The organism is Actinoplanes sp. NPDC023801, assembly GCF_040639655.1.
Lineage (GTDB): Bacteria > Actinomycetota > Actinomycetes > Mycobacteriales > Micromonosporaceae > Actinoplanes.
This window is the reverse complement of record NZ_JBFAAI010000001.1, coordinates 230,382-252,907: the sequence shown is the minus strand read 5'-3', so window position 1 is coordinate 252,907 and position 22,526 is coordinate 230,382. Positions and strand designations below refer to the sequence as shown.

General features: G+C 70.3%; 19 protein-coding genes. 8 read left to right on the top strand and 11 right to left on the bottom strand.

The window, feature by feature from the left end; genetic code table 11:
• Positions 1–34: 34 nt before the first annotated feature.
• From pstB to AB0G04_RS01100, 6 genes are all read right to left on the bottom strand, one after another.
• Positions 35–811: a phosphate ABC transporter ATP-binding protein PstB gene (pstB, locus tag AB0G04_RS01125; RefSeq protein WP_360974321.1), complete on the bottom strand. Its 777-nt coding sequence runs from the start codon at positions 809–811 to the stop codon at positions 35–37.
• A 14-nt stretch (positions 812–825) separates the two neighbouring features.
• Entirely contained in the window at positions 826–1,911 is a 1,086-nt protein-coding gene (gene pstA, locus AB0G04_RS01120; RefSeq protein WP_360974318.1) for a phosphate ABC transporter permease PstA, read from the bottom strand.
• On the bottom strand, positions 1,908–2,978 hold the full coding sequence (pstC, locus tag AB0G04_RS01115; protein WP_360974315.1) for a phosphate ABC transporter permease subunit PstC: 1,071 nt from the start codon (positions 2,976–2,978) through the stop codon (positions 1,908–1,910). Before pstC ends, pstA begins: the two co-directional genes overlap by 4 nt.
• 40 nt (positions 2,979–3,018) lie before the next feature.
• Positions 3,019–4,116, bottom strand: a complete 1,098-nt coding sequence (gene pstS, locus AB0G04_RS01110) for a phosphate ABC transporter substrate-binding protein PstS (protein ID WP_360974312.1) — start codon at positions 4,114–4,116, stop codon at positions 3,019–3,021.
• Positions 4,117–4,352: 236 nt separating this feature from the next.
• Positions 4,353–5,234 (bottom strand): mycothiol synthase, encoded by an 882-nt coding sequence (gene mshD / locus AB0G04_RS01105; protein WP_360974309.1) that lies wholly within the window; start codon positions 5,232–5,234, stop codon positions 4,353–4,355.
• Between the two features lie 14 nt (positions 5,235–5,248).
• Positions 5,249–5,965, bottom strand: coding sequence for a response regulator transcription factor (locus AB0G04_RS01100; RefSeq protein ID WP_106315799.1), 717 nt, complete (start codon positions 5,963–5,965; stop codon positions 5,249–5,251).
• Between the two features lie 281 nt (positions 5,966–6,246).
• On the opposite strand from AB0G04_RS01100, the gene AB0G04_RS01095 reads away from it, so the two are divergent.
• From AB0G04_RS01095 to AB0G04_RS01075, 5 genes are all read left to right on the top strand, one after another.
• A complete protein-coding gene (locus AB0G04_RS01095; protein WP_360974304.1) occupies positions 6,247–7,251 on the top strand; it encodes a hypothetical protein in 1,005 nt (334 codons plus the stop codon).
• 71 nt (positions 7,252–7,322) lie between these two features.
• Positions 7,323–8,114, top strand: coding sequence for a DUF2993 domain-containing protein (locus AB0G04_RS01090; protein WP_360974301.1), 792 nt, complete (start codon positions 7,323–7,325; stop codon positions 8,112–8,114).
• A 69-nt stretch (positions 8,115–8,183) separates the two neighbouring features.
• Positions 8,184–8,261 (top strand): Ms5788A family Cys-rich leader peptide, encoded by a 78-nt coding sequence (locus AB0G04_RS01085; RefSeq protein WP_311772860.1) that lies wholly within the window; start codon positions 8,184–8,186, stop codon positions 8,259–8,261.
• Between the two features lie 187 nt (positions 8,262–8,448).
• The gene (locus tag AB0G04_RS01080; RefSeq protein ID WP_360974298.1) at positions 8,449–9,297 is read left to right on the top strand and encodes a sulfurtransferase; all 849 of its coding nucleotides are present in this window, start codon (positions 8,449–8,451) and stop codon (positions 9,295–9,297) included.
• Between the two features lie 5 nt (positions 9,298–9,302).
• Positions 9,303–9,650, top strand: coding sequence for a DUF1416 domain-containing protein (locus tag AB0G04_RS01075; RefSeq protein ID WP_360974295.1), 348 nt, complete (start codon positions 9,303–9,305; stop codon positions 9,648–9,650).
• Between the two features lie 92 nt (positions 9,651–9,742).
• Here the strand turns inward: AB0G04_RS01075 and AB0G04_RS01070 are convergent, their stop codons facing one another.
• The gene (locus AB0G04_RS01070; protein WP_360974292.1) at positions 9,743–11,005 is read right to left on the bottom strand and encodes an AI-2E family transporter; all 1,263 of its coding nucleotides are present in this window, start codon (positions 11,003–11,005) and stop codon (positions 9,743–9,745) included.
• Positions 11,006–11,152: 147 nt separating this feature from the next.
• On the opposite strand from AB0G04_RS01070, the gene AB0G04_RS01065 reads away from it, so the two are divergent.
• Positions 11,153–11,449 (top strand): co-chaperone GroES, encoded by a 297-nt coding sequence (locus AB0G04_RS01065; protein WP_360976186.1) that lies wholly within the window; start codon positions 11,153–11,155, stop codon positions 11,447–11,449.
• Here the strand turns inward: AB0G04_RS01065 and AB0G04_RS01060 are convergent.
• Complete coding sequence (locus AB0G04_RS01060; RefSeq protein ID WP_360974289.1) at positions 11,440–12,930, bottom strand: PrsW family intramembrane metalloprotease; 1,491 nt, start codon at positions 12,928–12,930, stop codon at positions 11,440–11,442. The two genes, AB0G04_RS01065 and AB0G04_RS01060, sit on opposite strands and share 10 nt — an antisense overlap.
• A gap of 324 nt (positions 12,931–13,254) precedes the next feature.
• Positions 13,255–14,382: an FUSC family protein gene (locus AB0G04_RS01055; RefSeq protein ID WP_360974286.1), complete on the bottom strand. Its 1,128-nt coding sequence runs from the start codon at positions 14,380–14,382 to the stop codon at positions 13,255–13,257.
• A gap of 29 nt (positions 14,383–14,411) precedes the next feature.
• Here AB0G04_RS01055 and AB0G04_RS01050 point away from each other — a divergent pair, with 29 nt between their 5' ends.
• Positions 14,412–15,065, top strand: coding sequence for a metal-dependent phosphohydrolase (locus AB0G04_RS01050; RefSeq protein ID WP_360974283.1), 654 nt, complete (start codon positions 14,412–14,414; stop codon positions 15,063–15,065).
• Here AB0G04_RS01050 and AB0G04_RS01045 read toward each other — a convergent pair.
• On the bottom strand, positions 15,022–15,309 hold the full coding sequence (locus AB0G04_RS01045; RefSeq protein WP_360974280.1) for a DUF4031 domain-containing protein: 288 nt from the start codon (positions 15,307–15,309) through the stop codon (positions 15,022–15,024). The genes AB0G04_RS01050 and AB0G04_RS01045 overlap by 44 nt on opposite strands.
• 7 nt (positions 15,310–15,316) lie before the next feature.
• The gene (locus tag AB0G04_RS01040; RefSeq protein WP_360974277.1) at positions 15,317–17,116 is read right to left on the bottom strand and encodes a glycerol-3-phosphate dehydrogenase/oxidase; all 1,800 of its coding nucleotides are present in this window, start codon (positions 17,114–17,116) and stop codon (positions 15,317–15,319) included.
• Between the two features lie 157 nt (positions 17,117–17,273).
• On the opposite strand from AB0G04_RS01040, the gene AB0G04_RS01035 reads away from it, so the two are divergent.
• Positions 17,274–22,484, top strand: a complete 5,211-nt coding sequence (locus AB0G04_RS01035; protein ID WP_360974274.1) for an Ig-like domain-containing protein — start codon at positions 17,274–17,276, stop codon at positions 22,482–22,484.
• The last annotated feature ends 42 nt before the right edge of the window (positions 22,485–22,526 follow it).

The window sequence follows — 22,526 nt, the reverse complement described above, 5'->3', positions numbered from 1 at the left end:
GCAGTGCGGGACCGGCGCTCGAACGCGGGCTTGATCAGCCGAAACGGCCGGTGATGTAGTCCTCGGTCTTCTTCTGCGACGGGTTGCTGAAGATCTTCTGGGTGTCGTCGTACTCGATGAGCCGGCCGGGGTCGCCGGTCTTGTCGATCGAGAAGAAGCCGGTCTTGTCGCTGACCCGGGCGGCCTGCTGCATATTGTGCGTGACGATGATGATCGTGAAGCGGTCCTTCAGCTTGAACATCAGGTCCTCGATCGCCAGCGTGGAGATCGGGTCGAGCGCGGAACACGGCTCGTCCATCAGCACGACCTGCGGCTCGACCGCAATGGTACGGGCGATGCAGAGGCGCTGCTGCTGACCACCGGAGAGGCCGGCGCCGGGACGGTCGAGGCGGTCCTTGACCTCGTCCCAGAGGTTCGCCGAGCGCAGCGACTTCTCGGCCGCCTCGTCGAGCAGCGACTTCTTCTTGACGCCGTTGAGCTTGAGACCGGCGACCGCGTTCTCGTAGATCGACATCGTCGGGAACGGGTTGGGCCGCTGGAAGACCATGCCGATCATGCGACGTACGGCCGTGACGTCGACGTCCGGGTCGTAGATGTTCTGGTCGTCGATGGTCAGGCTGCCCTCGATGCGGGCGCCCGGCAGCACCTCGTGCATGCGGTTGATGGACCGCAGGAACGTCGACTTGCCGCAACCGGACGGGCCGATCAGTGCGGTGATCGTCTTCGGCTCGACGGTCATCGAGACACTGTCGATGGCCTTGAAGGAGCCGTAGTAGGAGGAGACGTTGCTCGCCTCGATGCGCTTGGCCATGGAGGACACCTTCTTTACCGGGACAGTTTGTTGCGACGGGCGAGCAGCTTGGCGGCGACGGTCAGGACCAGGACCAGCGCCACCAGGGTGAGCGCGGCGGTCCAGGCCCGGTCCGGCGCGTAACGGGAGGCGTCTCCGGCCTGCTGGTACACGAAGAGTGAGAGGGACTGCTGGTTGCCGCCGAACGGGTCGTAGTTGATCGCCGCGGCACCGCCGGCGACCAGCAGGACCGGTGCGGTCTCGCCGGCCGCGCGGGCGACGGCGAGCATGACGCCGGTGACGATGCCGGGCAGGGCGGTCGGCAGAACCACGCTGAGGATCGTCTTCCACTGGGGTACGCCGAGCGCGTACGCACCTTCGCGCAGCGGCCCCGGCACCAGCCGCAGCATTTCCTCGGTCGATCGGACGATCGTCGGGAGCATCAGCACCGCCAGCGCCAGCGCCGCCGCGAAGCCGGAGAACCGCGGCTGCCCGTTGTTGAACCAGGGGCTGACGATGAGCACCCAGAACGACAGGATGAACAGACCGGCCACGATCGACGGGATACCGGTCATGACGTCGACGAAGAAGCGCACCGTGCCGGCGAACTTGCCGCGGCCGTACTCGACGAGGTAGATCGCGCCGAGCACGCCCAGCGGAACGGCCATCAGCGTGGCGATACCGACCTGCTCCAGCGTGCCGATGATGGCGTGGTAAGCGCCGCCCTCGGGGTCACGGGCACCGATGTTGTTCATCGAGGTGCCGAAGAAGTTGCCGTCGAGGCGGGCGACACCCTTGGAGATCAGCGTCCAGACCACCGAGGCGAGCGGCAGGATGGCCAGGATGCAGGCGGAGTAGATCAGCGACTTCATGGTCCGGTTGCGGGCGGCCCGCTTGCCCTCGATCCGGCCTGCCACGACGGAAAGGCCGATCAGGTAGAAGGCGCCGCCGAGCACGACGACCAGGACCCAGTTGCCGATGCCGAGCCCGAGCACGACCGCGGCGGCGACCACGAACGCGGCCACCGCGACGAGAAGGTTCGTCGCCAGCGGAAGCTTCCGGGTACGGATGTTGTCCGGCGTCATGACGACGCCGGGGCTCTGCTGCTCAAGAAGACTCATGCCGCACTGTCCCGGAACTCGCGGCGGCGGTAGATGATCGCCCGCGCCGTCATGTTGACCACCAAGGTGATCGCGAAGAGCACCAGGCCGGAGGCGATCAGCGCGCCGCGACCGGTGTCGTTGGCCTCCGCGAAGGAGTTCGCGATGTTGGCGGCGATCGAGTTGCCGCCGTTCTCGATGACGTTGAACGAGATGTTGAAGGCGATGCTCAGGGTCAGCGCGAGGGCGATCGTCTCGCCGAGGGCGCGGCCGAGGCCGAGCATCACGGCGGCGATCACGCCGGGCTTGCCGTACGGCAGCACCGCGGTCCGGAGCATCTCCCAGCGGGTGGCGCCGAGCGCGAGCGCCGCCTCCTCGTTCATACCGGGGGTCTGCTGGAAGACCTCACGGGAGAGGGAGGTGACGATCGGCAGCACCATGATCGCCAGAACCAGGCCGCCGAGCATGATCGACTGCCCGAACGGGCCGTCGCCGCCGAAGAGCGGGATCCAGCTGAAGTAGGTGTTGAGCCAGATCGAGAAGTCGCGAACCGGCTCCTGGAACACGTCCCGGCCCCACAGACCGAAGACGACACTGGGGACGGCAGCGAGCAGGTCGATCACGAAACCCAGCGGCGTGGCGAGCCGCTTGGGCGCGTAGTGCGACAGGAACAGCGCGATGCCGAGCGCGATCGGGACCGCGACGATCAGCGCGATGATCGAGCTGAGCACGGTGCCGAAGGCGAGCGCCGCGATGCCGAACCGGGCCGGGTTCTCGTTCGGGAACCAGGTCAGCTCGGTGAGGAAGTTGGCCTCGTTCGCCTGGAGGGCCGGAACCGCCTTGGAGATCAGGAAGACGGCGATGGCGACGATGATGACCAGCACCATCGCACCGGAGGCCGTGGACAGGCCGCGGAAGCCTGCCTCGATCGAGAAGCGGGATTTCTTCGGCAGTGCGCCACCGCCACCGAGCGGGGGCTCGTTCGAATTGCTCGGGGAAGAGCCGTAGCCGGCGCCCTGGGCGTGACGCGGAGTCACGCCCAGGTCGCCGGCGGTGGCGTTCACCGAGCGGGAAGGGTAGTCACCCATCTGCGCGCTCGCTGTCGTCTCGGAGGGATGGACTGGCTGATCAGGCGATCGAGGCGACGGACTCGGCGACCTTGGCGCGCAGGGTCTCCGGCAGCGGGGCGTAGCCCAGCTCGGAGAGCTCCTTCTGGCCCTCGGTGCTCGAGGTGTACTTCAGGAAGGACTGGACCGCCTTGGCCTTGGCGCTGCCCTTGCTGCAGGCGATCTCGTAGGTCACCAGCACGATCGGGTACGCGCCCGGGGTGGTGGTGGCGTAGTCAAGGGACAGGGCCAGGTCGCCGTCCTTGCCCTTGATCTCGGCGTTCTCGAAGGTCTTGCCGGCGCTCTCGGCGGACAGCGTCGCGAACTCGCCGGCACCGTTCTTGATCTTCGCGGTCTGCAGGGCCTGGTTCTCGGCGAACGACATCTCGACGTAGGAGATGGTGTTCGCGGTGCCCTTGACCTTGGTGGCGATACCGTCCGACTTGGAGACCGCGGTGCCGCCCGGAGCCTTCCAGGCCTTGGCGTTGCTGAAGGTCCAGTCCGCCTCGGCGGTCTTGCTCAGGAACTTGGTGAAGTTGTCGGTGGTGCCGGACTCGTCGGCGCGGTGCACCGTCTCAATGTTGGCGTCCGGGAGCTTCGCACCGCTGTTCTCGGCGGCGATGGCCGCGTCGTTCCACTTGGTGATCTTGCCAGCGAAGATCTTCGCCAGGGTGGCGGACGAGAACTGCAGACCGTCGGCGCCCTCGACGTTGTAGACGACGGCGATCGGGCCGATGACCATCGGGAGGTTGAGGGCCTTGCCACCGGCGCACTTGGCGTCGGCCTGCGGCTGCTCGTCCTCCTTCAGGGCCGAGTCGGAGCCGGCGAAGTCAGCGGTGCCGGCGATGAACGCCTCGATGCCCGCGCCCGAGCCGGTGCCCTGGTAGTCGACCTTCGCGTCAGCGCCGCACTTGGTCTGGTAAGCCTTGATCCACTCGTCCATGGCGTTCTTCTGGGCGGTGGAGCCCTGTGCCGTCAGGCTACCGCTCACGCAGTCGCCGGGAGCGGCGGACGATCCGCTGCCACCGCCTGCCGGTGCGTTGTCCGAGCCGCACGCGGTGAGCGCGATCGTCGCAGTCAAAGCAATGCCGGCCACGAAACCGGACCGCTGGAGCTTCACGGTTGTCCCTTCGGGTTCTGCAGCCGGTCTCTCACCGGCTCACACCCGAAAAGCTAGGAAGGCCAAGTGACCGGATCCCCGGTCGCAAATGAACTGGGAGTGAACAGGTCCGCGCCGGAAGGTAGCCATCCACCGGAATACAGTTGTCCGTTAAGTGAACTGCGCTCCAGCTACCCGATATGTCGGTTATTTACGTACAGTCGTGACCGTAGCGAGACATTCGCTTGACCGGGCCGTTATCGGCGGTAGTTCACGTCCGTCTTGTAAACCTCGAACCCGAGCCCCCGGTACAGCTTCACGGCGGCGGAGTTCGACTCGTCGACATAGAGGCTCGCGACGGTTAGGCCGGCCCCGGCCAGATACCGCAGACCGAGCACGCTCAGCGCGGCACCCAGACCGCGACGATGCCCCGACGGGTCCACACCGAGCACATAAATTTCACCGACCGCCGGTTCGTCACCCGACGCCGGATGCACCTTGGTCCAGTGGAAGCCGAGCACGGTGTCCGTGATGTCGACGGCCAGCAGGAACCCGGCCGGGTCGAACCACGGCTCGGCCTCCCGGCTCAGCAGGTCGTCGAGGGTCCAGCGGCCCTGCTCCGGGTGGTGGGCGAAGGCCCGCGCGTTGACGCCGACCCAGGCTTCCTCGTCGGAACCGGGACGGAAACCGCGAACCGTCACACCCTCGGGCAACGGAATGTCCGGCAGGGGTTCGAGCAGTGAGCGGCGCATCTGCCACAGCACGCGAGCCCGCTCGAAGCCGTTCCGTGCCGCGAAGGCAGCCGCACCGGGATCGTCGCCGTGCGCCCAGAAGCGCATCGGACCCGGACCGGCGGCGGTCAGCAACTCGGTGCCGACACCCGCGCGACGGAAGCCGGGATGGACGATCAACTCGCCGGAGGAGTCCTCCAGGAAGGCGTAGCCGGCCAGCCGGTCACCGGCGTACGACAGCAGGTGCCGCCCCTGATAGGGAACGTCGCCACGGACCCGCAGCACGACGTCCTCGGAGAGCGGGTAGACGTCGTCGAGGTGCGCGGCGGCCGCGGCCAGGGCCAGCACGTCGTCGGCCTCGGACGACGACAGCCGGCCCGTGACACGGACCGGCTGTCGACTCGTCATGAAAGGAACCCGGCTCAGACCGGAAGCGAGACCGGCTCGTTGTCCGGCAGCTGACGGCCGGACGGCGGGACCACGAACTTGTAGCCCACCTGGCGGACGGTGCCGATCATCGACTCGTACTCCGAGCCGAGCTTGGCACGCAGCCGGCGCACGTGGACGTCGACCGTCCTAGTACCGCCGAAGTAGTCGTAGCCCCAGACCTCGCGCAGCAGCTGGTCGCGGGTGAAAACCCGGCCCGGGTGCTGGGCGAGGAACTTGAGCAGCTCGAACTCCTTGTACGTGAGGTCGAGCGGGCGGCCCTTGAGCTTCGCGGCGTAGGTGTCCGGGTCGATGTTGAGCTCACCGGCGCGGATCGAGCCGCCGGCGCCGGCGGTCGCGTTGTTGAGACGGCCGACCGAAAGGCGCAGCCGGGCCTCGACCTCGGCCGGACCCGCGCTCGCGAGGATCACGTCGTCGACGCCCCAGTCGGCGTTCAGCGCGATCAGGCCGGCCTCGGTGACGACAGCGATCAGCGGGACACCGATCCCGGTGGCGTGCAGCATGCGGCAGGTGGCACGAGCCTCGGAGAGCTCGGAGCGCGCGTCGACCAGGACAGCGTCGGGGCTGGGCCCGGAGACCAGGGTGCGGACGTCGCGGGGGGCGGTACGAACCGAGTGGGGCAGAAGGTCCAGAGCGGGCAGTACGGCAGAAGGCTCACCGGCACGTGCTGTGACCAGCAGAAGGATCTCCACACTCACCTCCGTCCTCGCGGCCAGCGGCCGCTCGGGTGACCCGGTCTGCGAGGGGTAGGGGGCCTCGCCACCGGAGAATAGGTCCCGGCGTCACCGACGGGTGGGTTGCGCTCACCTTAACCGATGCATCACTGCGGAAACCCCTGTCGCGCACGCAAGTGATGTAGAGAACGCCCATGAGGTGGCCGAACGGCGGATTCGTAACCAGCCTTTTACCCGACCGGTGAGGTGCCCGCGGCAGCGATTGGGTGCACGGTCGCGGGTCTGGCACGATCGCAGTCGTGTTTCCCTCCATGCCGAACGACGACCCCTGGGACGCCGAAGCCTCTCAGCAGGTCGCACGCTTGAACCCAGGCCGGCCCAAGGCCGGGTTCTACGGCGCTGTCCCGGACGAGGACGAGGCGGGCACACCCTCCCCGGACGCCGAGGGCGAGGAGGAGTTCGAGGAGATCGAGATCCTTCCGGTGCGGCCGAAACTGTCGGCCGCGATCGGCGGGTTCGCGGTTCTGCTCGCCGTCGCACTGATCATCGGGGGGCACGCGACCGGGCCCGGAGCGCGGGTGTCGTACGCGATCGTGCTCTTCGGGGTGCAGTTGCTCGGTCTGCTGGCCTGGACCATGGCGCTGCAGCCACCGGCGGCCGGCGCGACCGCCGCGATCATCGCGGTGACCGCCCTCGCCGCCGACTACCTTGCCGTGACCGGCGAGCCGGGCGAACTGCTGCCGCTGGTCTGGGTCGCGCTCGGCGGCTTCGTGGCCGCCATGATCGCCCAGGTGATCCGGGCCGAGGACCGGCAACGGGCCAAGGACTCGTGGCGCACCACGCTGCTCATCGTGTCCGGGGCGACCGCGTACGCCGTGCTGATCACGCTGGTCCGGGAGCCGCTCGGCGCGCCGGCGATCCTGGTCTGCTGCACCGGCGCCGGGGTGGCCCTGCTGGTCGCCCGCCTCACCGACGCGGTCTTCCCGAAACCGCGGATCGCCGCCCAGGTGCCGCGCGGCGCGGCCGGCATCGTGCTCGGCGCCATGCTCGGCACGCTGACGTCGGCCGTTCTCGGCAGTTACCTGGTGTTCCCGTTCGATCCCACCAAGGGCGCGGTCCTGGGCCTGGTCGCCGCGGTGGCCGCGCACCTGGTCGACCTGGCCGTCAACTTCGGTGAGGCGGGACGCCGGCTGGCCGGTGACGCGCCGACCTTCTGGCTGGCCCGGCACATGCAGGGCCCGCTCGGCGGCTTCGCCCTCACCGCGGTCGCCGCCTACGCCTCCGTTCACTGGTATCTCTCCTGACACTGCCGTTTCGTCGAACCCTCGACCGGGGCATGTACGTTCCTCAGGCATCAGCCGATTCAGGAGGAACAGTGGCCGAGGTGTACGGAACGGATCGTCCCCGCCGTCGCCGGGGACGAAAACTGCTGTTCGTCGTTCTGACGCTGCTGATCATCCTGCTGGTCGGGCTGGTGGTGCTGGACCGGTTCAGCAACTCGTACGCCGAGAACGTCCTCGCCGACAAGGTGACCGCGGAGGTCGCGAAGCAGAAGGCGGAGAGCAGCCGTCCCGTGGTGACCATCGCCGGCGTCCCGTTCCTCACCCAGGTGCTCGCCGGGAAGTACGAGGAGATCCGGATCGAGCTGCCCGACTTCGCCGCGCAGACCGGCACGGGCGAGACCATCCGGATGGCCGTGCTGGACATCCGCGCCCGGCAGGTGACCGCCCCGCTGAGCACACTGCGTTCCGGCCAGGGCGAGGTCCGGGCCGGCACGGTGACCGGCACCGGCACCCTGGACTACGGGGTGCTCGCCGACGCGACCGGCCAGGAGGGCCTGAAACTGGCCGAGAAGGACGGCAAGCTGGTCGGCTCGGGAAGCGTCAAGATCTCCCAGACCCAGGAGATCCCGCTTTCCGCCGCCGCGGACCTGAAGGTCGACAACGGCAAGGTGCAGGTACGTTTCTCCGATGTGACGGCCCCCGGCCTGCCGGACAACCCGCTGGTACGCAATCAGGTCAACTCCTTCGTGGAGCAGATGGCCTTCGAGCTGGACGTGCCGAAGTTGCCGATGAACCTGGTGGTGCAGGAGTTGCGACCGTTGCCGGAGGGCCTCAAGGTCACTTTCGCAGCCAATGATGTCGCCCTCACCGCGGCCGGGGTGTGACGACCGTCCGATCCCGGATCGTGGTCGGTCCTGTTCCGAGAGTTGGGCACGCTGGTAGGGTCGTTTCCCATGAGCCTGTTGCTCACGAAAAGGCGCGCGGTCGACCTGTGCCGCGTGGCCGCGTGCCTGTGTCGTCCCGTCATCTGACGGGGCCACCTCGTGCTGAGCACCTTCTGAAGCTCTAGCTAAGCCAAGGGCACCAACTTGCCCGGCAGTGGCGCCGTCGCACAGCAGCCCGTGATCCCACCCACCGATGGGTCCGCGCGGAGTGCGACAACAAGCTCTCTCCGTGCGCTGACTCTCCCTCCACCCACCTTCCACAGGGAGTGAACCGATGAGTCGCGACACCGCACTCGTCTCGGCCGAGTGGGCCGAGCAGAACCTGGAGACCCCGGGGCTCGTCTTCGTCGAGGTCGACGAGGACACCACCGCCTACGACGGCGGCCACATCCCCGGCGCCATCAAGCTGGACTGGAAGAAGGACCTGCAGGACCCGGTCCGGCGTGACTTCGTCAACCAGGAGCAGTTCGCCGCCCTGCTGTCCGAGCGCGGTATCTCCAACGACGACACCGTGATCCTGTACGGCGGCAACAACAACTGGTTCGCGGCCTACGCGTACTGGTACTTCAAGCTGTACGGCCACGAGGCCGTCAAGCTGCTCGACGGCGGCCGCAAGAAGTGGGAGCTCGACGCCCGGGTCTACACCAAGGACGTCCCGGTCCGCGCGCGCACCGAGTACACGGCCAAGGCTCCCGACCTGTCGATCCGCGCGTTCCGCGACGAGGTCGTCCAGGCCATCGGCGTGCAGAACCTGGTCGACGTGCGCAGCCCCGACGAGTTCGCGGGCCGCCTGCTCGCCCCGGCGCACCTGCCGCAGGAGCAGTCGCAGCGGGCCGGCCACATCCCGACCGCGGTCAACGTGCCGTGGAGCAAGGCCGCGAACGAGGACGGCACCTTCAAGTCGAACGAGGAGCTCGCCGAGATCTACGGCGCCGCCGGGTTCGACGACAGCCTGGACACCATCGCGTACTGCCGCATCGGCGAGCGCTCCTCGCACACCTGGTTCGTGCTCAAGGAGCTGCTCGGCAAGGAGAACGTGAAGAACTACGACGGTTCGTGGACCGAGTACGGCTCGCTCATCGGTGTGCCGATCGCCCTCGGCGACGAGCCCGGAAAGGCCTGATCAACATGACTTCTCCCGCAACCAACGTGGCCGCCGACATCGCGGCCGGCTGCGCCGCCCCGGACCAGTCCGCGCCCCTCCCCAGCAGCGTGGACCTGGCCAAGGAAACCGTCATCACCGGCATCGTCCGCAACGCGGAGGATGAGGTCGTCGGCGGCGCCTACGTGCGCCTGCTCGACGGCTCGGGCGAGTTCACCGCCGAGGTGGTCTCCTCGCCCGAGGGTGTGTTCCGGTTCTTCGCCGCGCCCGGCTCGTGGACCGTGCGGGCGCTGAGCCGGCACGGCAACGGCGAGCTCGCCGTCGACGCCGCCCGCGGCGTCAACGAGATCGCGCTGACCGTGGCCACCGCCTGACCCACGCTCTGTTCAGCTGGCTCTCACCGCTGTCTCAAGCTCGCTGAGACAACGGTGAGAGCCAGCTCGTTTTTCTCGGCTGTGGCGGGGTTTCAGGCCCCTCCGGTGGTGACGACCTCGGCGTGCGGCGGGACCTCCGGGCGGCGCCGGGACAGCCGCCGCACGGCCGTGTTCAGGACCGCGATCAGCGGTACGGCCACCAGCGCCCCGATGATCCCGGCCAGCACCACACCGCAGGCAATGCCGATGATCACCGCGAGCGGGTGCACCGCGACCGCCCGGCCCATGATCAGCGGCTGGAGCACGTGTCCCTCGATCTGCTGCACCAGGACGACCGCGCCGAGCGTGATCAGAGCGATCACCCAGCCCTCGTCCACCAGCGCCACCAGTGCGGCGACCGCGCCCGACACGCTGGCACCGACGATGGGCACGAAGGCGCCCAGGAACACCAGCGCAGCAAGCGGGAACGCGAACTCCACCTCGAGCACCACCAGCGCCAGGCCGATACCGACCGCGTCGATGAAGGCGACCAGCACGGTGGCCCGCACGTAGGAGCCGAGCGTGGACCAGGCGGCGTCCCCGGCGTCGGCCATCGACCAGCGCGCGTTCACCGGGAACAGCCGGACGATGAACCGCCAGATCGACCGGCCGTCGCGCAGGAAGAAGAAGGTCGCGAAGATCACCAGCAGCATGCCGGTGACCAGCTCGGCGATCGTCGCGACGGTGGCGATACCGGTCGAGGTCAGCGCCGCCGTGTTCGAGTTGATCCACTCCTGCGCCGCGGCGACGCCCTGATTCACCTGGTCGTTGGAGAGGTGCAGCGGCCCGGTCTGGGCCCAGTTCTGGATCTGGCTGACACCGGCGGCCGCGTTCTCGGTCAGTTTCGGCACGCCCGCGATGAACTCGTTCACCACCAGGGTCAGCGTGAGAACGAGCGCGCCGATCCCGGTGACCAGCACCAGGAAGGTCGCCAGTGAGCGCGGCGCCCGCATCCGCAGCAGCCATCCCACCGCCGGCCCGAACAGGGCGGACAACAGCAGAGCGATGGCCAGTGGGACCACCACGATGCTGACCATGCTGATCAGCCGCAGCAGCGCCCAGCCGATCACACCGACCACGATCAGCCGCCAGCTCCAGGCCGCGGCGATCCGCAGCGTCTGTGGCACGTCCGCGTCGTCCCGGCTGGCCGTCGAGTGGTGCACCAGCTCCGGCTCGTCCGCGGATGGATAGAACTCGTCGTACTGATCAGGCTCCGGCGCCGGGCGCTCGGCCCGGGCCTGCCGCACCGAGTCCCGCCCCGCGTCGTAGGCCTTCCTCAGGTTGTCCCTGACCCGCTGAATGCGGTTCAACCGCATAACCCCCTCGACCTCTTTGATGCGCCGTGTTCACGCTAGTACCCAGATACCTGGATCGCCTTCCCCGGCGACCGGGCGAATGCGTGGCGGCGTACCGTCTGCAGCGTGAGTGCCGACACCCGTACCGAGACCGGACTGCCGATCCGGATGCTGCACGACCGCGTCCTCGTCCGCCAGGACGGCGGTGAGGGGGAACGCCGGTCCAGCGCCGGCATCGTGATCCCCGCCACCGCATCGATGGGACGGCGCCTGTCCTGGGCCACCGCGGTCGGCGTGGGCCCCAACGTGCGTTCGATCGTGGTGGGTGATCGGGTCCTCTTCGACCCGGACGACCGCTCCGAGGTGGAGCTGCACGGCAAGGGTTACGTCCTGCTGCGGGAACGGGACGTGCACGCGGTCGCGGCCACCCGGGTCGAGTCGGACGGGACCGGCCTCTACCTCTGAGGCGGCATCGGCGCGTACGGCGGCGGGCCGCCGTACCCGTACGGGCTGCCGTAGGACGGCGGCGGTGGCGGAAGCGACGGCAGGACGACCGGCACCGGCATGACCGGCTCAGGCGGCGGCGCCACGGTACGCACCTCGCCGTCCGGGAACGTGATCCGGTAATTGCGCCCGTCCCACCACGACGGCGGTGTCTGCGGGTCCCGTCCCGCGAACGCCGACCGGTAATTGGTGATGGCGACCAGCAGCTCCCGCTCCTCGCGCAGGGTCCGGTCCTGTTCCCCCGGAGTCTTCGGCAGCCCGCGTTCCAGCCCGTCGCGGAGCAGCGCGAGCCGGGTCGCCGCGAACTGGAACTCGCGCATGGCCCGGTGCCCGATCGGCCCCGCCACCCGGCGCGCCCACTCGCGGGCGGCATGCCGGCGGCCGAGCGTGCCGAGCGCGGCCACCTCGGACGGGGCGAACCAGCCGGCCTCCGCGTACGGGTACAGCACCCGCTCGGCCAGGCGGCCCTCCCAGCTGCGCAGGGCGATGGCCAGCCCGACGACCGCGAAGAAGAACGGCACCATGAAGCCGAGGTAGCCGTACAGCATGATCAGCGTCTCGCCGGTGGCGGCGGCCAGCGTCGGCAGCAGGTTGAAGATGCCGTGCAGCATCATCGCCAGCAGCAGGCCGGCGATCGGGGCGAGCACCCGGACCGTCCGGTTCCCGGAGCGCGCCGCGATGCCCAGGCCGAGGCCGGCCATCGAGGTGAAGAGCGGATGCGCGAACCCGGTGAACAGGATCCGCACGATGAAGATCAGGAAGACGTTCTGCAGGCCGGTGGCCGGGCCGTACTCCGACTCACCTGCCGCGTAGCCGTGCCCGCCCAGGTAGAGCACGTTCTCCACCATGGCGAAGCCGAGCGCCGACAGGCCGCAGTAGACGATGCCGTCGGTCATGCCGGACCACTCGGAGCGCCTCCGCCAGAAGAGCAGGAGCGGACCGAGGAACTTCATCGACTCCTCGATGAACGGCGCGACCAGCACCGCCACCAGGGCGTCCGGCAGGCCGGCCCGGTCGAACAGCCAGGCCGATCCGGTGTTCACCCCGAGGGCCACCGCGGTGGCGATCGCGGCGCCCCAGGCGAAACTGAAGACCAGATATCTCGTCGGTTCCGGTTCGTAGCGGTCCAGCCAGATGAAGCTGCTGGCCAGCAGGGGCACCGGGAGGATGGCCGCGGTCAGGCCGATCGCCAGGCCGGTGATGCCGATGGTGTAGCCGAGGTAGGACAGCATGCCGATGGCCACCCCCCCGATCCCCAGGACCGCCAGGGTGATCGGCAGCCACCGGGGCCAGCCGGTACGGCGGCCGGGAACCGCGGCCTGGGCCGCGTCGGTCATACCCGGGTACGGCGGAACGGGTGCCGGCCCGTCCGCCAGCACCACCGGGGTGTACTGCGGCGGTGCCGATGACGGAGGCGCGAACTGCGGCGGCGCCGGAGTCATCAACGGCTGAGGCGCCGCGGAGACCTGCTCGGGTAACGGGGAGACCTGTTGTGAGGGTGCCGGGGAAACCGGCTGGGGCGCCGGGGAAACCGGCTGCTGAGGCGCTGGGGAAGCCGGCCGCACCAGGGGCGGGCCGGGCGGCACCGGCGGCTGCCCGAAGACCGGCGTTTCGAACGCGAGAGGAGCCGGAGCCTCGGGGACAGCCGGAGGAGCGGACTGCGGACGGTCGGCGGAATCGGGCGGTCCGCTCGGCGAGACATCGGCCATGACCGCCAGCGTAGTCATCGGATTCGCGTCCGACCGGCCCGAGGAGCCCGAAACGGATCAAGAAGGCATCGAACCGCGCCGTCCCGGCCTCCGGCGGACCTTCTGCGGCCGCGCCGTCCAGCCGATCGCGTCACGCACCTGCCGGGTGGCCTCCGCGTACTCGACCCCGGTGGCCCGCAGCAGGTCGGCCACCGCGGTCCGGGCCTGCGCCACCACCACGCCGCCGGAATAGCCGACACCCTCCCGGTAGGCCCGGCCCGACTCGGCCACCGCCCGCAGTGCCCGTTCCCGGGCCGCGATCGGCTCGACGCCCCGGTCCCACTCCTGCCGCAGCAGCTCCACGGCGTCGCCGAGGTGCCGTACCGAGACCGGCAGCACGTCGGGGATCGGCTCGGCGTCGTTCAGCGCGGTCTCGGCCCGGCGCAGCAGCACCCGGACATTGCGCAGCGCATAGGTGAGCTGGGCGGAACCCTCGACGTACTGGGCCAGGGCGCCGCGGGCCCGCCACCGGGCCGGTGCGAACGCCACGTTCTCCCGGGCCGCCTCGATGGCCGCGCTGAATGCCGCGAAGGTGCCCTCCGCCGCCCGCAGCCGGTCGACCGCTCCCCGCACCGCACCGGCGTCCCGGCCGGCCAGCCCGCGGGCCGCGTCGTGCAGCCCCCCGGTGAAGGCCCGCAACGCCGGATCGGCGGCCCGCCGGACCACGGTGAGCGGGTTGAGCGGCAGCAGGACCGTCATCACCACGAGCGCGATCCCGCCGCCGACCAGCGCGTCCAGGAACCGGGTCCACGGCTGGCCGGTCGTCGACGTCAGGGTGGCGACCAGGACCGCCGACGAGGCGGACTGCACGATCAGCGCCGCCCCGCCACCGGCCGCGGTCGCCAGCAGCACGGCGAGCAGCACGATCACGCCGATCTGGACCGGACCCGCACCGATCAGCAGGATGATCCCGTCACCCAGGCCGATCCCGGCGGCCACCCCGGCCACGAGTTCGGTGGTGCGCCGAAGCCGCTGCCCGACCGAGGAGCCGAGCGCGATCACCGCGGCGATCGGCGCGAAGAACGGCATCGGCCGCGCGAACAGGTCGTGCGCCACGAACCAGGCCAACCCGGCGGCCAGACCGGCCTGCAGCGCCAGCATCAGACCCGCACGGGTCCGGGACAGCGCGGCGGTCACCCGGATCATGACCTCAAGGTACGTGCCAGGATGCGGGGGTGACATCTCTGCCCGATGCTTTCCGGTCCGCCGCCCGCGGCGCCGGCGCCACCGCGAGCGACGCGGACCTGGACGCCGCCGCGCAGTACCTGATCGGCCGCTGGACCGAACCGCAACGCCACTACCACGACGTGTCCCACCTCGCGTCGGTGCTCGAGGTGATCGATCGCTTCGCTCACCTCAGCCCTCATCCCGATCGGGTACGGCTCGCCGCCTGGCTGCACGACGCCGTCTACGACCCCCGCGCCCTGGGCGACGCGAACGAACGCGACAGCGCCGAGTTCGCGGCCGGACTGCTGCAGAGCCTGGGCGCCCCCGACGAGGTGTCCGCCGAGGTGGCCCGCCTGGTCAGCCTGACCGCCGGGCACGCCACCGAGGACGACGACCCGGACGGCGAACTGCTCTGCGACGCGGACCTGTCGATCCTGGCCGCCGACGAGGAGCGCTACGCCGGCTACACCGAAGCGATCCGCCGCGAGTACGCCCACGTCCCGGACGACGCGTTCCGGGCCGGTCGCTCCCGGGTCCTGACCGAACTGCTGAAACTGCCGTCGATCTACCGCCTGGCGCCGATCCACGAGGCCTGGGAGGAACGCGCCCGGGCCAACCTCACGGCCGAACTGGAACGGCTTGCCGAGGCACCAGATGCTTAGGCCGGCGCAGGCCCGCGGCGCGGAGCCGGGCGGTGAGATCCCGGGACGGCAGCAGGGTGGCACCCAGCCACAGAGCGCTGCGGAACCGGGACTCCGGGATGTCGTAGTGGTCCCGGTCGAAGGCCCGGCGCGGCGTACCGAGCATCTCGGCGAACACGTGCAACTCGGCAAATGACACGTCGCTGACCAGGTGCGACCAGAGATGGCCGCGCGCCGGCCAGCGAGGCTCGTCGACGAGTATCAACGTGGCGTCACAGGTCGACCTCGAGCAGCGGCAGCCGCCGGTCGGCGGCCAGGCCCCGCACGTCCGGCACCCCCATCCGGGCGGCGTCGGCGGTGGCGTCGTCCGGCATGGTCTGCGACTGCCGCTCGGCGGTGACCCGGGCCAGGTAGTGCTCGATCTCCTTCTGCCGGACGGTCGCGTCCCAGCCGAGCGCCTCACCCATGATCTCGGCGGCGTGCGCAGCCGACTCGGCACCCCGGTGGGCGGTCTCGAACGAGATGCGGGTACGCCGGGTGAGCACGTCGTCGAGGTGCAGCGCACCCTCGGCGAGCGCCGCGTACGCCACCTCGGCGGCCAGGTATTCCGGTGCCCCGGCGAGTGGCACGGCCAGTCCGGGCTGGGCGGCCATCATCGCCAGCAGGTGGATCGTCAGCGTGCCGTACCGCTCCAGAAGGTGTTCGACGACACCCGCCGTGACGCCGTGCCGCCGGGCGATGTCCTGCCGGTCACGCCACGCGGCGGCGAAGCCGTCCGCGCCGAGCAGCGGCAGCTCGTCGGTGCGCGACGGCCGGGCCGGGCCGCCGAGGCGGCGGACCGCCCGGTCGATGACGTCGGCCGCCATCACCCGGTACGTCGTGTACTTACCGCCGGCCACCAGCATGAGCCCGAGCATCGGCTCGACCACCGCGTGCTCGCGGGACAGCTTGGAGGTGGAGTCGGCCTCGCCGGAGAGCAGCGGGCGCAGCCCGGCGTAGACGCCCTCGATGTCGTCGGTGGTGAGCGGCCGGTCCAGCACCGTGTTCACCTGATCGAGCAGGTAGCGGATGTCGCGGGCCGAGGCCGCCGGGTGGGCCCGGTCGAGCTGCCAGTCGGTGTCGGTGGTGCCGATGATCCAGTGTCCGCCCCACGGGATGACGAAGAGCACGCTGGTGGCGGTCCGCAGGATCAGGCCGGCCTCGCCGGTGATCGCCGAGCGCGGAACCACCAGGTGCACGCCCTTGGAGGCGCGGACCCGGAAGCCCGGGCGCACCCCGACGTCGCTGAGCATCTGCGACATGTCGTCGCTCCACACCCCGGTCGCGGCGACCACGGTGCGGGCTCGTACCTCGAAGGGTTCAGCGTCGGGGGACTCCAGGTCGCGCACGCGGACGCCGACCACCTGCCGGGCCTCGCGGAGGAAACCGACCACGCGGGCGCTGGTGGCGACGGCCGCGCCCAGGCTGGCCGCGGTCCGGGCCAGGTTGACCACCAAGCGGGCGTCGTCGACCTGGCCGTCGAAGTAGCGGATCGCGCCGGCGATCCGGTCGGCGCGCAGGCTCGGGAAGAGGTGGCGGGCGCCGTCCCGGGTCAGGTGCCGGTGCAGCGGCATGCCCCGGCCGGAGCCGAACATCCCGGCGAACACGTCGTACGCGGCGACGCCGAGCCCGTAGTAGCCGCGCTGCCAGGCCCGTTTCGGAAGGCCGGCGCTCGGTAGCGGGACCAGGATCGGCACCGGGCGCACCAGATGGGGGGCGAGCCGGGTGGCCAGCAGGCCACGCTCGGTCAGCGCCTCGTGCACCAGGCCCAGTTCGAGCTGTTCCAGGTAGCGAAGGCCGCCATGGATCAGCTTGCTGGACCGGCTGGAGGTGCCGGCGGCGAAGTCACGGGCCTCGACGAGGGCGACCTTGAGCCCCCGGGAGGCGGCGTCGACAGCGGCACCCGCGCCGGTGACGCCACCACCGATCACCAGGACGTCGAACTGCTCGTCACGCAACCGCCGCAGGTCGGCGGTGCGACGGATCGGAGAAAGCCGGCCGGCCGAGTTGCGGGAGACGGAGGGATCACGCACCCGTCCCACGTTAGCGCCCGCACCTGTCACCCCGGCGAGGGAATGTCACTGACTTCCGATATGACGGGGATAGTGAACATTACCCCATCCGCCGGGTTTAGCGTCACACCTGTGCCGGGCCGCCGGGGTCCTGCTTGCACTGGCGAGGACGACGACCATGCGACGAACCGGAGCCGCGGTACTCCTGATCTACGCCCTCATGCTGGCGGCGACCGTACTCGTGGTGCACCGGGCCGACGCCGCCGTCACATCGCCGTTCACACCGCGGTACTCAGCCAATGTCAACGGCTCGATCCTGCTGCGCGGCAACGCCAGCCTGGTCTGCCCGGTCAGCAACAACGACTGCCCGCTTGCCCGGCAGGGCCAGAACCCGTCCGGTGAGTCGCTGGACAACAACAGCTACGCGATGCGGTACGCGGACGCCGACGGCGACCCGGTCACCACCTTCAACGACAGCACCGCCACGATCACCCTGCCGCCGGACAGCACGGTGCTCTTCGCGGCGCTGTACTGGGCCGCGGACCCGACGGCCGGAAACTACGGTTCGGGCGCTCCGACGCCCGGGCACCGCAACCGTGTCCTCTTCCGTACCCCGGTGACGGCCTCCTGGCAACCGGTCCAGGCGTCGACCGTGTACGGCGGCGCCTCGTTCAACGCCTACCAGGCGTTCGCCGACGTCACCGGCCTGGTGGCGGGAGCCGGCAACGGCGTGTACCGGGTCGCGAACATCCAGGCCGGCACCGGGCTCGGCCGGTTCGCCGGCTGGACGCTCGCGATCGCGTACCGCAATCCCGCCGAAAGCCTGCGGGCGCTGCGTGTCTACGACGGCTTCGGGTCGGTGAGCGCCAGCTCCGGAAGCAGGTACGACATCACGCTGGGCGGCTTCGAGACCCCGCACACCGGGCCGGTACGCGCCGAGATCGGCACCGTCGTCTACGAGGGCGACCGGGACAACAGCGGTGACGGGCTGGCACTGGACGGGACGGCGATGGGCGATGCCGAGAACCCGCCGGCCAACTTCTTCAACAGCACGTTGAGCGACGGCGGTACGGCTGTCGGCGGCCGCGACCCGGCCTGGAGCAACCTGTTCGGCGTCGACATAGACCAGTTCGACGCCACGAACCGGCTCAGGAACGGCGCCACCTCCACGACACTCACCCTGAGCACCACGAACGACACCTTCTACCCGGGCGTGGTGACCTTCGCCATCGACCTGTACGCGCCACGGATCACGACGACCGTCACCGGCACCGACATGAATGTGGGCACTCTGCAACCCGGTGACGTGATCGAGTACCGGATCACCGTCAGCAACGACGGCAACGACACCGCCGACGACGTGCTGATCTCCAATGCCATCCCGGCCGGGACCACGTATGTGCCGAACTCGCTACGCATCCGGGACGTGGCAGTGACCGACGCGGCCGGGGACGACGGTGGCACCTACGCGGCGGGACGCGCCGATCTCCGGGTGGGCCCGATCCCGTCCCAGGGAGACGTTTACGTGACCCTGCGCGTCCGCGTGGACACCACCGTCCCGGCCGCCTTCACGATCACCAATCTGGTCAACGTCGGCTACACCGGCCGCTCCGCCCAGGTCAGGGTCACCGGGCCGGCCGCGACGCTGACGAGCACGGTGGCCGCCCCCCAGGCGGACCTGGCGGCCGGCCTGACCGTGCAGCCCGCCGTCGTCCAGCGTGCCGCCGTCCCGGCAGCGATCTCCTACACCGCGACTGTCACCAACGGCGGGGCCGCCACGGAGACCATGGCCACGGCCGAGCTGACCCTGCCGGCCGGGGTCACTCCCGGCGTCCTGCCACCCGGGTGCACCGCCTTCGCCCAGGTGGTCACATGCGTGCTCGGGCCTCTCGTGACCGGCACCACGGCCACCGTGGTGATCCCGGCGACGGCCGGTGCCCTGGCCGGTGCGACACCCGCCGCGAGCCTGCACGCCTCCGGCAGCGGAATCGACGGGAACGCCGCCAACGACAACGCCTCGGCGTCGTTCCGGATGAACCGGGCACCGGTCGGCGGGGACGACAACGCCACGACCACCCTCGCCGGCCCGGTGACCGTGACCGTGCTCGACAACGACACCGACCCGGACGGCCCCGACGCCGGCCTGACCGTGTCGATCGGCGCCCCGCCCGGCCACGGCACCGCGATCGTCACCGCGGACGGCGAGATCACCTACACGCCCGCGGCCGGATGGGCGGGTACCGACACCTTCACCTACGTGCTCGGCGACGCGGAGGGCGGCACCGTCACCGCGACGGTGACCGTCCGCACCACGAACGCGGGCCCGATCGCGCGGAGCGATGCGGGGGCCACCCCGTCCGGGACCCCGGTGAGCATCGACGTGCTCGGCAACGACACCGACCCGAACGGTGACGCACTCACCATTGTCACGGTCAGCGCCCCGCAGCCCGGCAACGCCGGACATGCCGGCATCGTCGGTGACGAGCTGGTCTACACACCGTCCATCGGGTTCAGCGGGACAACGGTGCTCGACTACACCGTGAGCGACGGTGACCTGACCGCTCAGGCACAGGTCACCGTCGAAGTGGCGAACGCCGCGCCCACGGCCGCCGACGACCTGGGCCGGGCCGGCTACCGGGGCAGCGTGACGATCCCGGTGCTCGCCAACGACACCGACATCAACCAGGACACGCTCACGGTCATCGGCATCAGCAATCTCACGTCCGGCTCCGCCACCGTCACCGCACTCGGCGAGATCGAGTACCAGGCGGCGGCCGGCTTCTCCGGCCGTGCGACGTTCGACTACACCGTCCACGACGGCACGGACCCCTCGACCGCACAGGTCACCGTCCTGGTCGGCAACTCGCCCCCGACCGCGCCGAACATCACGGTGACCACGCCGTACCTCACGCCCGCCACGGTGAAGCCGCTCACCGGCGCTGCTGACGAGAACGGCCACCCGCTGCGGGTCAGCGGAACGAGCGGCGCGGTGCACGGTCTGCTCGTGCACGACCCGGACGACGACTCGCTCACCTACACGCCGGACCCCGGCTGGTCCGGAACCGAGACGATCAGCGTCACGATCACCGACACCCCGCCGGACCCGTTCACCCCGGGAGACACCGTCACCGTGACCCTCACCGTCACCGTGCTGAACGCGCCACCGGTCGCCCGGGACGAGGCGGTGACCGTCCCGACCGGCCTGCTTTCCGTGATCGACGTGTTCGCGAACGACGAGGACCCGAACGGCGACCCGCTCACCATCACGATCAGCACCCCGGCCGGAAGTGGCACCGCCAACGTCCGTGCCGGAAAGGTCGAGTATCAGCCGGCGCCCGGTCACAGCGGAACCGACTCGTTCCGCTACACGATCAGTGACGGCCGTGGCGGCAGCTCCCTCGCCACCGTGGTGATAGAGCTGCTCAACGCCTTTCCCGCGGCCGAGGCCGACGCCGCCGTCACCGACACGAACTGGCCGGTCACCGTCGATGTGATCGCCAATGACACCGATCCGAACGCGGAGACGCTCAGGGTCACCGGCTGGTCCGCGGCGGCACACGGCACAGTGACCGCCGGCACGACCGGAACCCTTCTCTACACCCCCGATCCTGGATTCACCGGCCTCGACGGCTTCGGCTACACGGTCGAGGACCCGCATCGGGCCGGCGCCACGGCCCTGGTGACGATCACGGTGCGCAACGCGGCGCCGGTAGCGGTCGACGACGCCTACACCGTCCGTCAGCAGGGCGCCGCCATCCTCGCCGTCCTCGGTAACGATCACGACCTGAACACCGGCCAGATGCTGACCATCGCGGCGCTCGGCTCCGCCCGCCAGGGGACGGCCACTCCGGCCGGCGACGGGACCGTCGAGTACACCCCGGCCCCCGGCGCGACCGGTCAGGACAGTTTCGACTATCTGCTCAGCGACGATCTGGGTGGAAGCGACACGGGCACGGTGACGATCACGATCGACGCCGCCCCGGTCGCGGTGGACGACTGGGCCGACGCTGCCGCGGACACCCCGGTGGAGATCACCGCCCTCGCCAACGACGCCGACCCGGAGCTGAGTCCCCTGGTGGTCACCCAGGTCGGTACACCGGCGAACGGCTTCACGGCCATCCAGGCCTCGGGGCGGATCCGGTACGTGCCACGGCATGGCTTCGCCGGGACGGACGTCTTCGACTACACGATCCGCGACCCGGCCGGCAACCTCGCCCGCGCCCGGATCATGGTGCGGGTCGCCAACGCCGTACCCGTCGCCCGTGCCGACCACGCCGCCACTCTCGCCGGCCGCCCGGTGGAGGTGGATGTGCTGGCCAACGACAGCGACGACAATCCCGGTCAGACGCTGACGGTCAGCGTGCTGGGCGAGCCACGCCACGGGTCCGCGAGCCGGTCGGGCGATCGGCTCCGGTACGCGCCACCGGCCGGATGGACCGGTCAGGATCTCTTCCGGTACGAGGTGAGCGACGGTCACGGCGGCACCGCGGAGGCGGTCGTCGAGGTCACGGTCACCCATCAGATCCCGTTCGCGGTCGCCGACTCGCACGCGACCCCGTACGGCAGGGCGGTCACCGTGCCGGTTCTCGACAACGACCTGGACCCTAGCGGCACCCTCCGGGTCACCGAGGTCACCGAGCCGGACCACGGCACGGCCCGGATCGACGACGCCACCACGGTCACCTACACCCCATCGGGCGGATTCTCCGGCGTCGCGGCGTTCGGCTACACCGCCGTCACCGCCGACGGCGCCGAGACCACCGCGACCGTGACCGTCACCGTCGGGTCACCGCCGGCTGCTCCGGACCGGGAGGCCACCACCCCGCCCGGCGAACCGGTGGACATCTCGCTGCCCGCCTCCGACGAACTGGGCCGGCCGGCGACGATCGGCCGGATCGGGCAGCCGCAGCACGGGAGCGTTCGGACGAACCCGGACGGCACTATCACCTACACCCCGGAGCCCGGCTTCACCGGAACCGACCGGTTCACCTACGAGATCATCGACGAGAACGGGAACATCGCCTACGGCACGATCATCGTCAACGTTCCTGCTCCGGAAACGCCGCCGACCCCCTCCACGCCACCGGTCCCTTCCACACCGCCGGCCCCGTCGACACCGCCGGCCCCGTCCACACCGCCGACCCCCTCGACACCGCCGGCGAGGCCTACGAGCGCTCCCACCAGCGTCCCGGTGACTCCGTCGCCGGCGGGTCCGCCACTTGTCCCGCCGTCCGTCACCCCGGCTCCGGAGCCCGCACCGATACCGCCCGATCTTCCGGCGACCGGACCCGGCCTGGCCCCGATCGTCGTCCTCAGCGGTCTGGCCGGCCTCGTCGGCTCCCTGTTGTACGCGTTCGGCAGGCCCCAGCAGGGCCGGCAACACCCCTGACACGCCGGAAGGCGGCCCGCCGAAGCGGACCGCCTTCCGGTT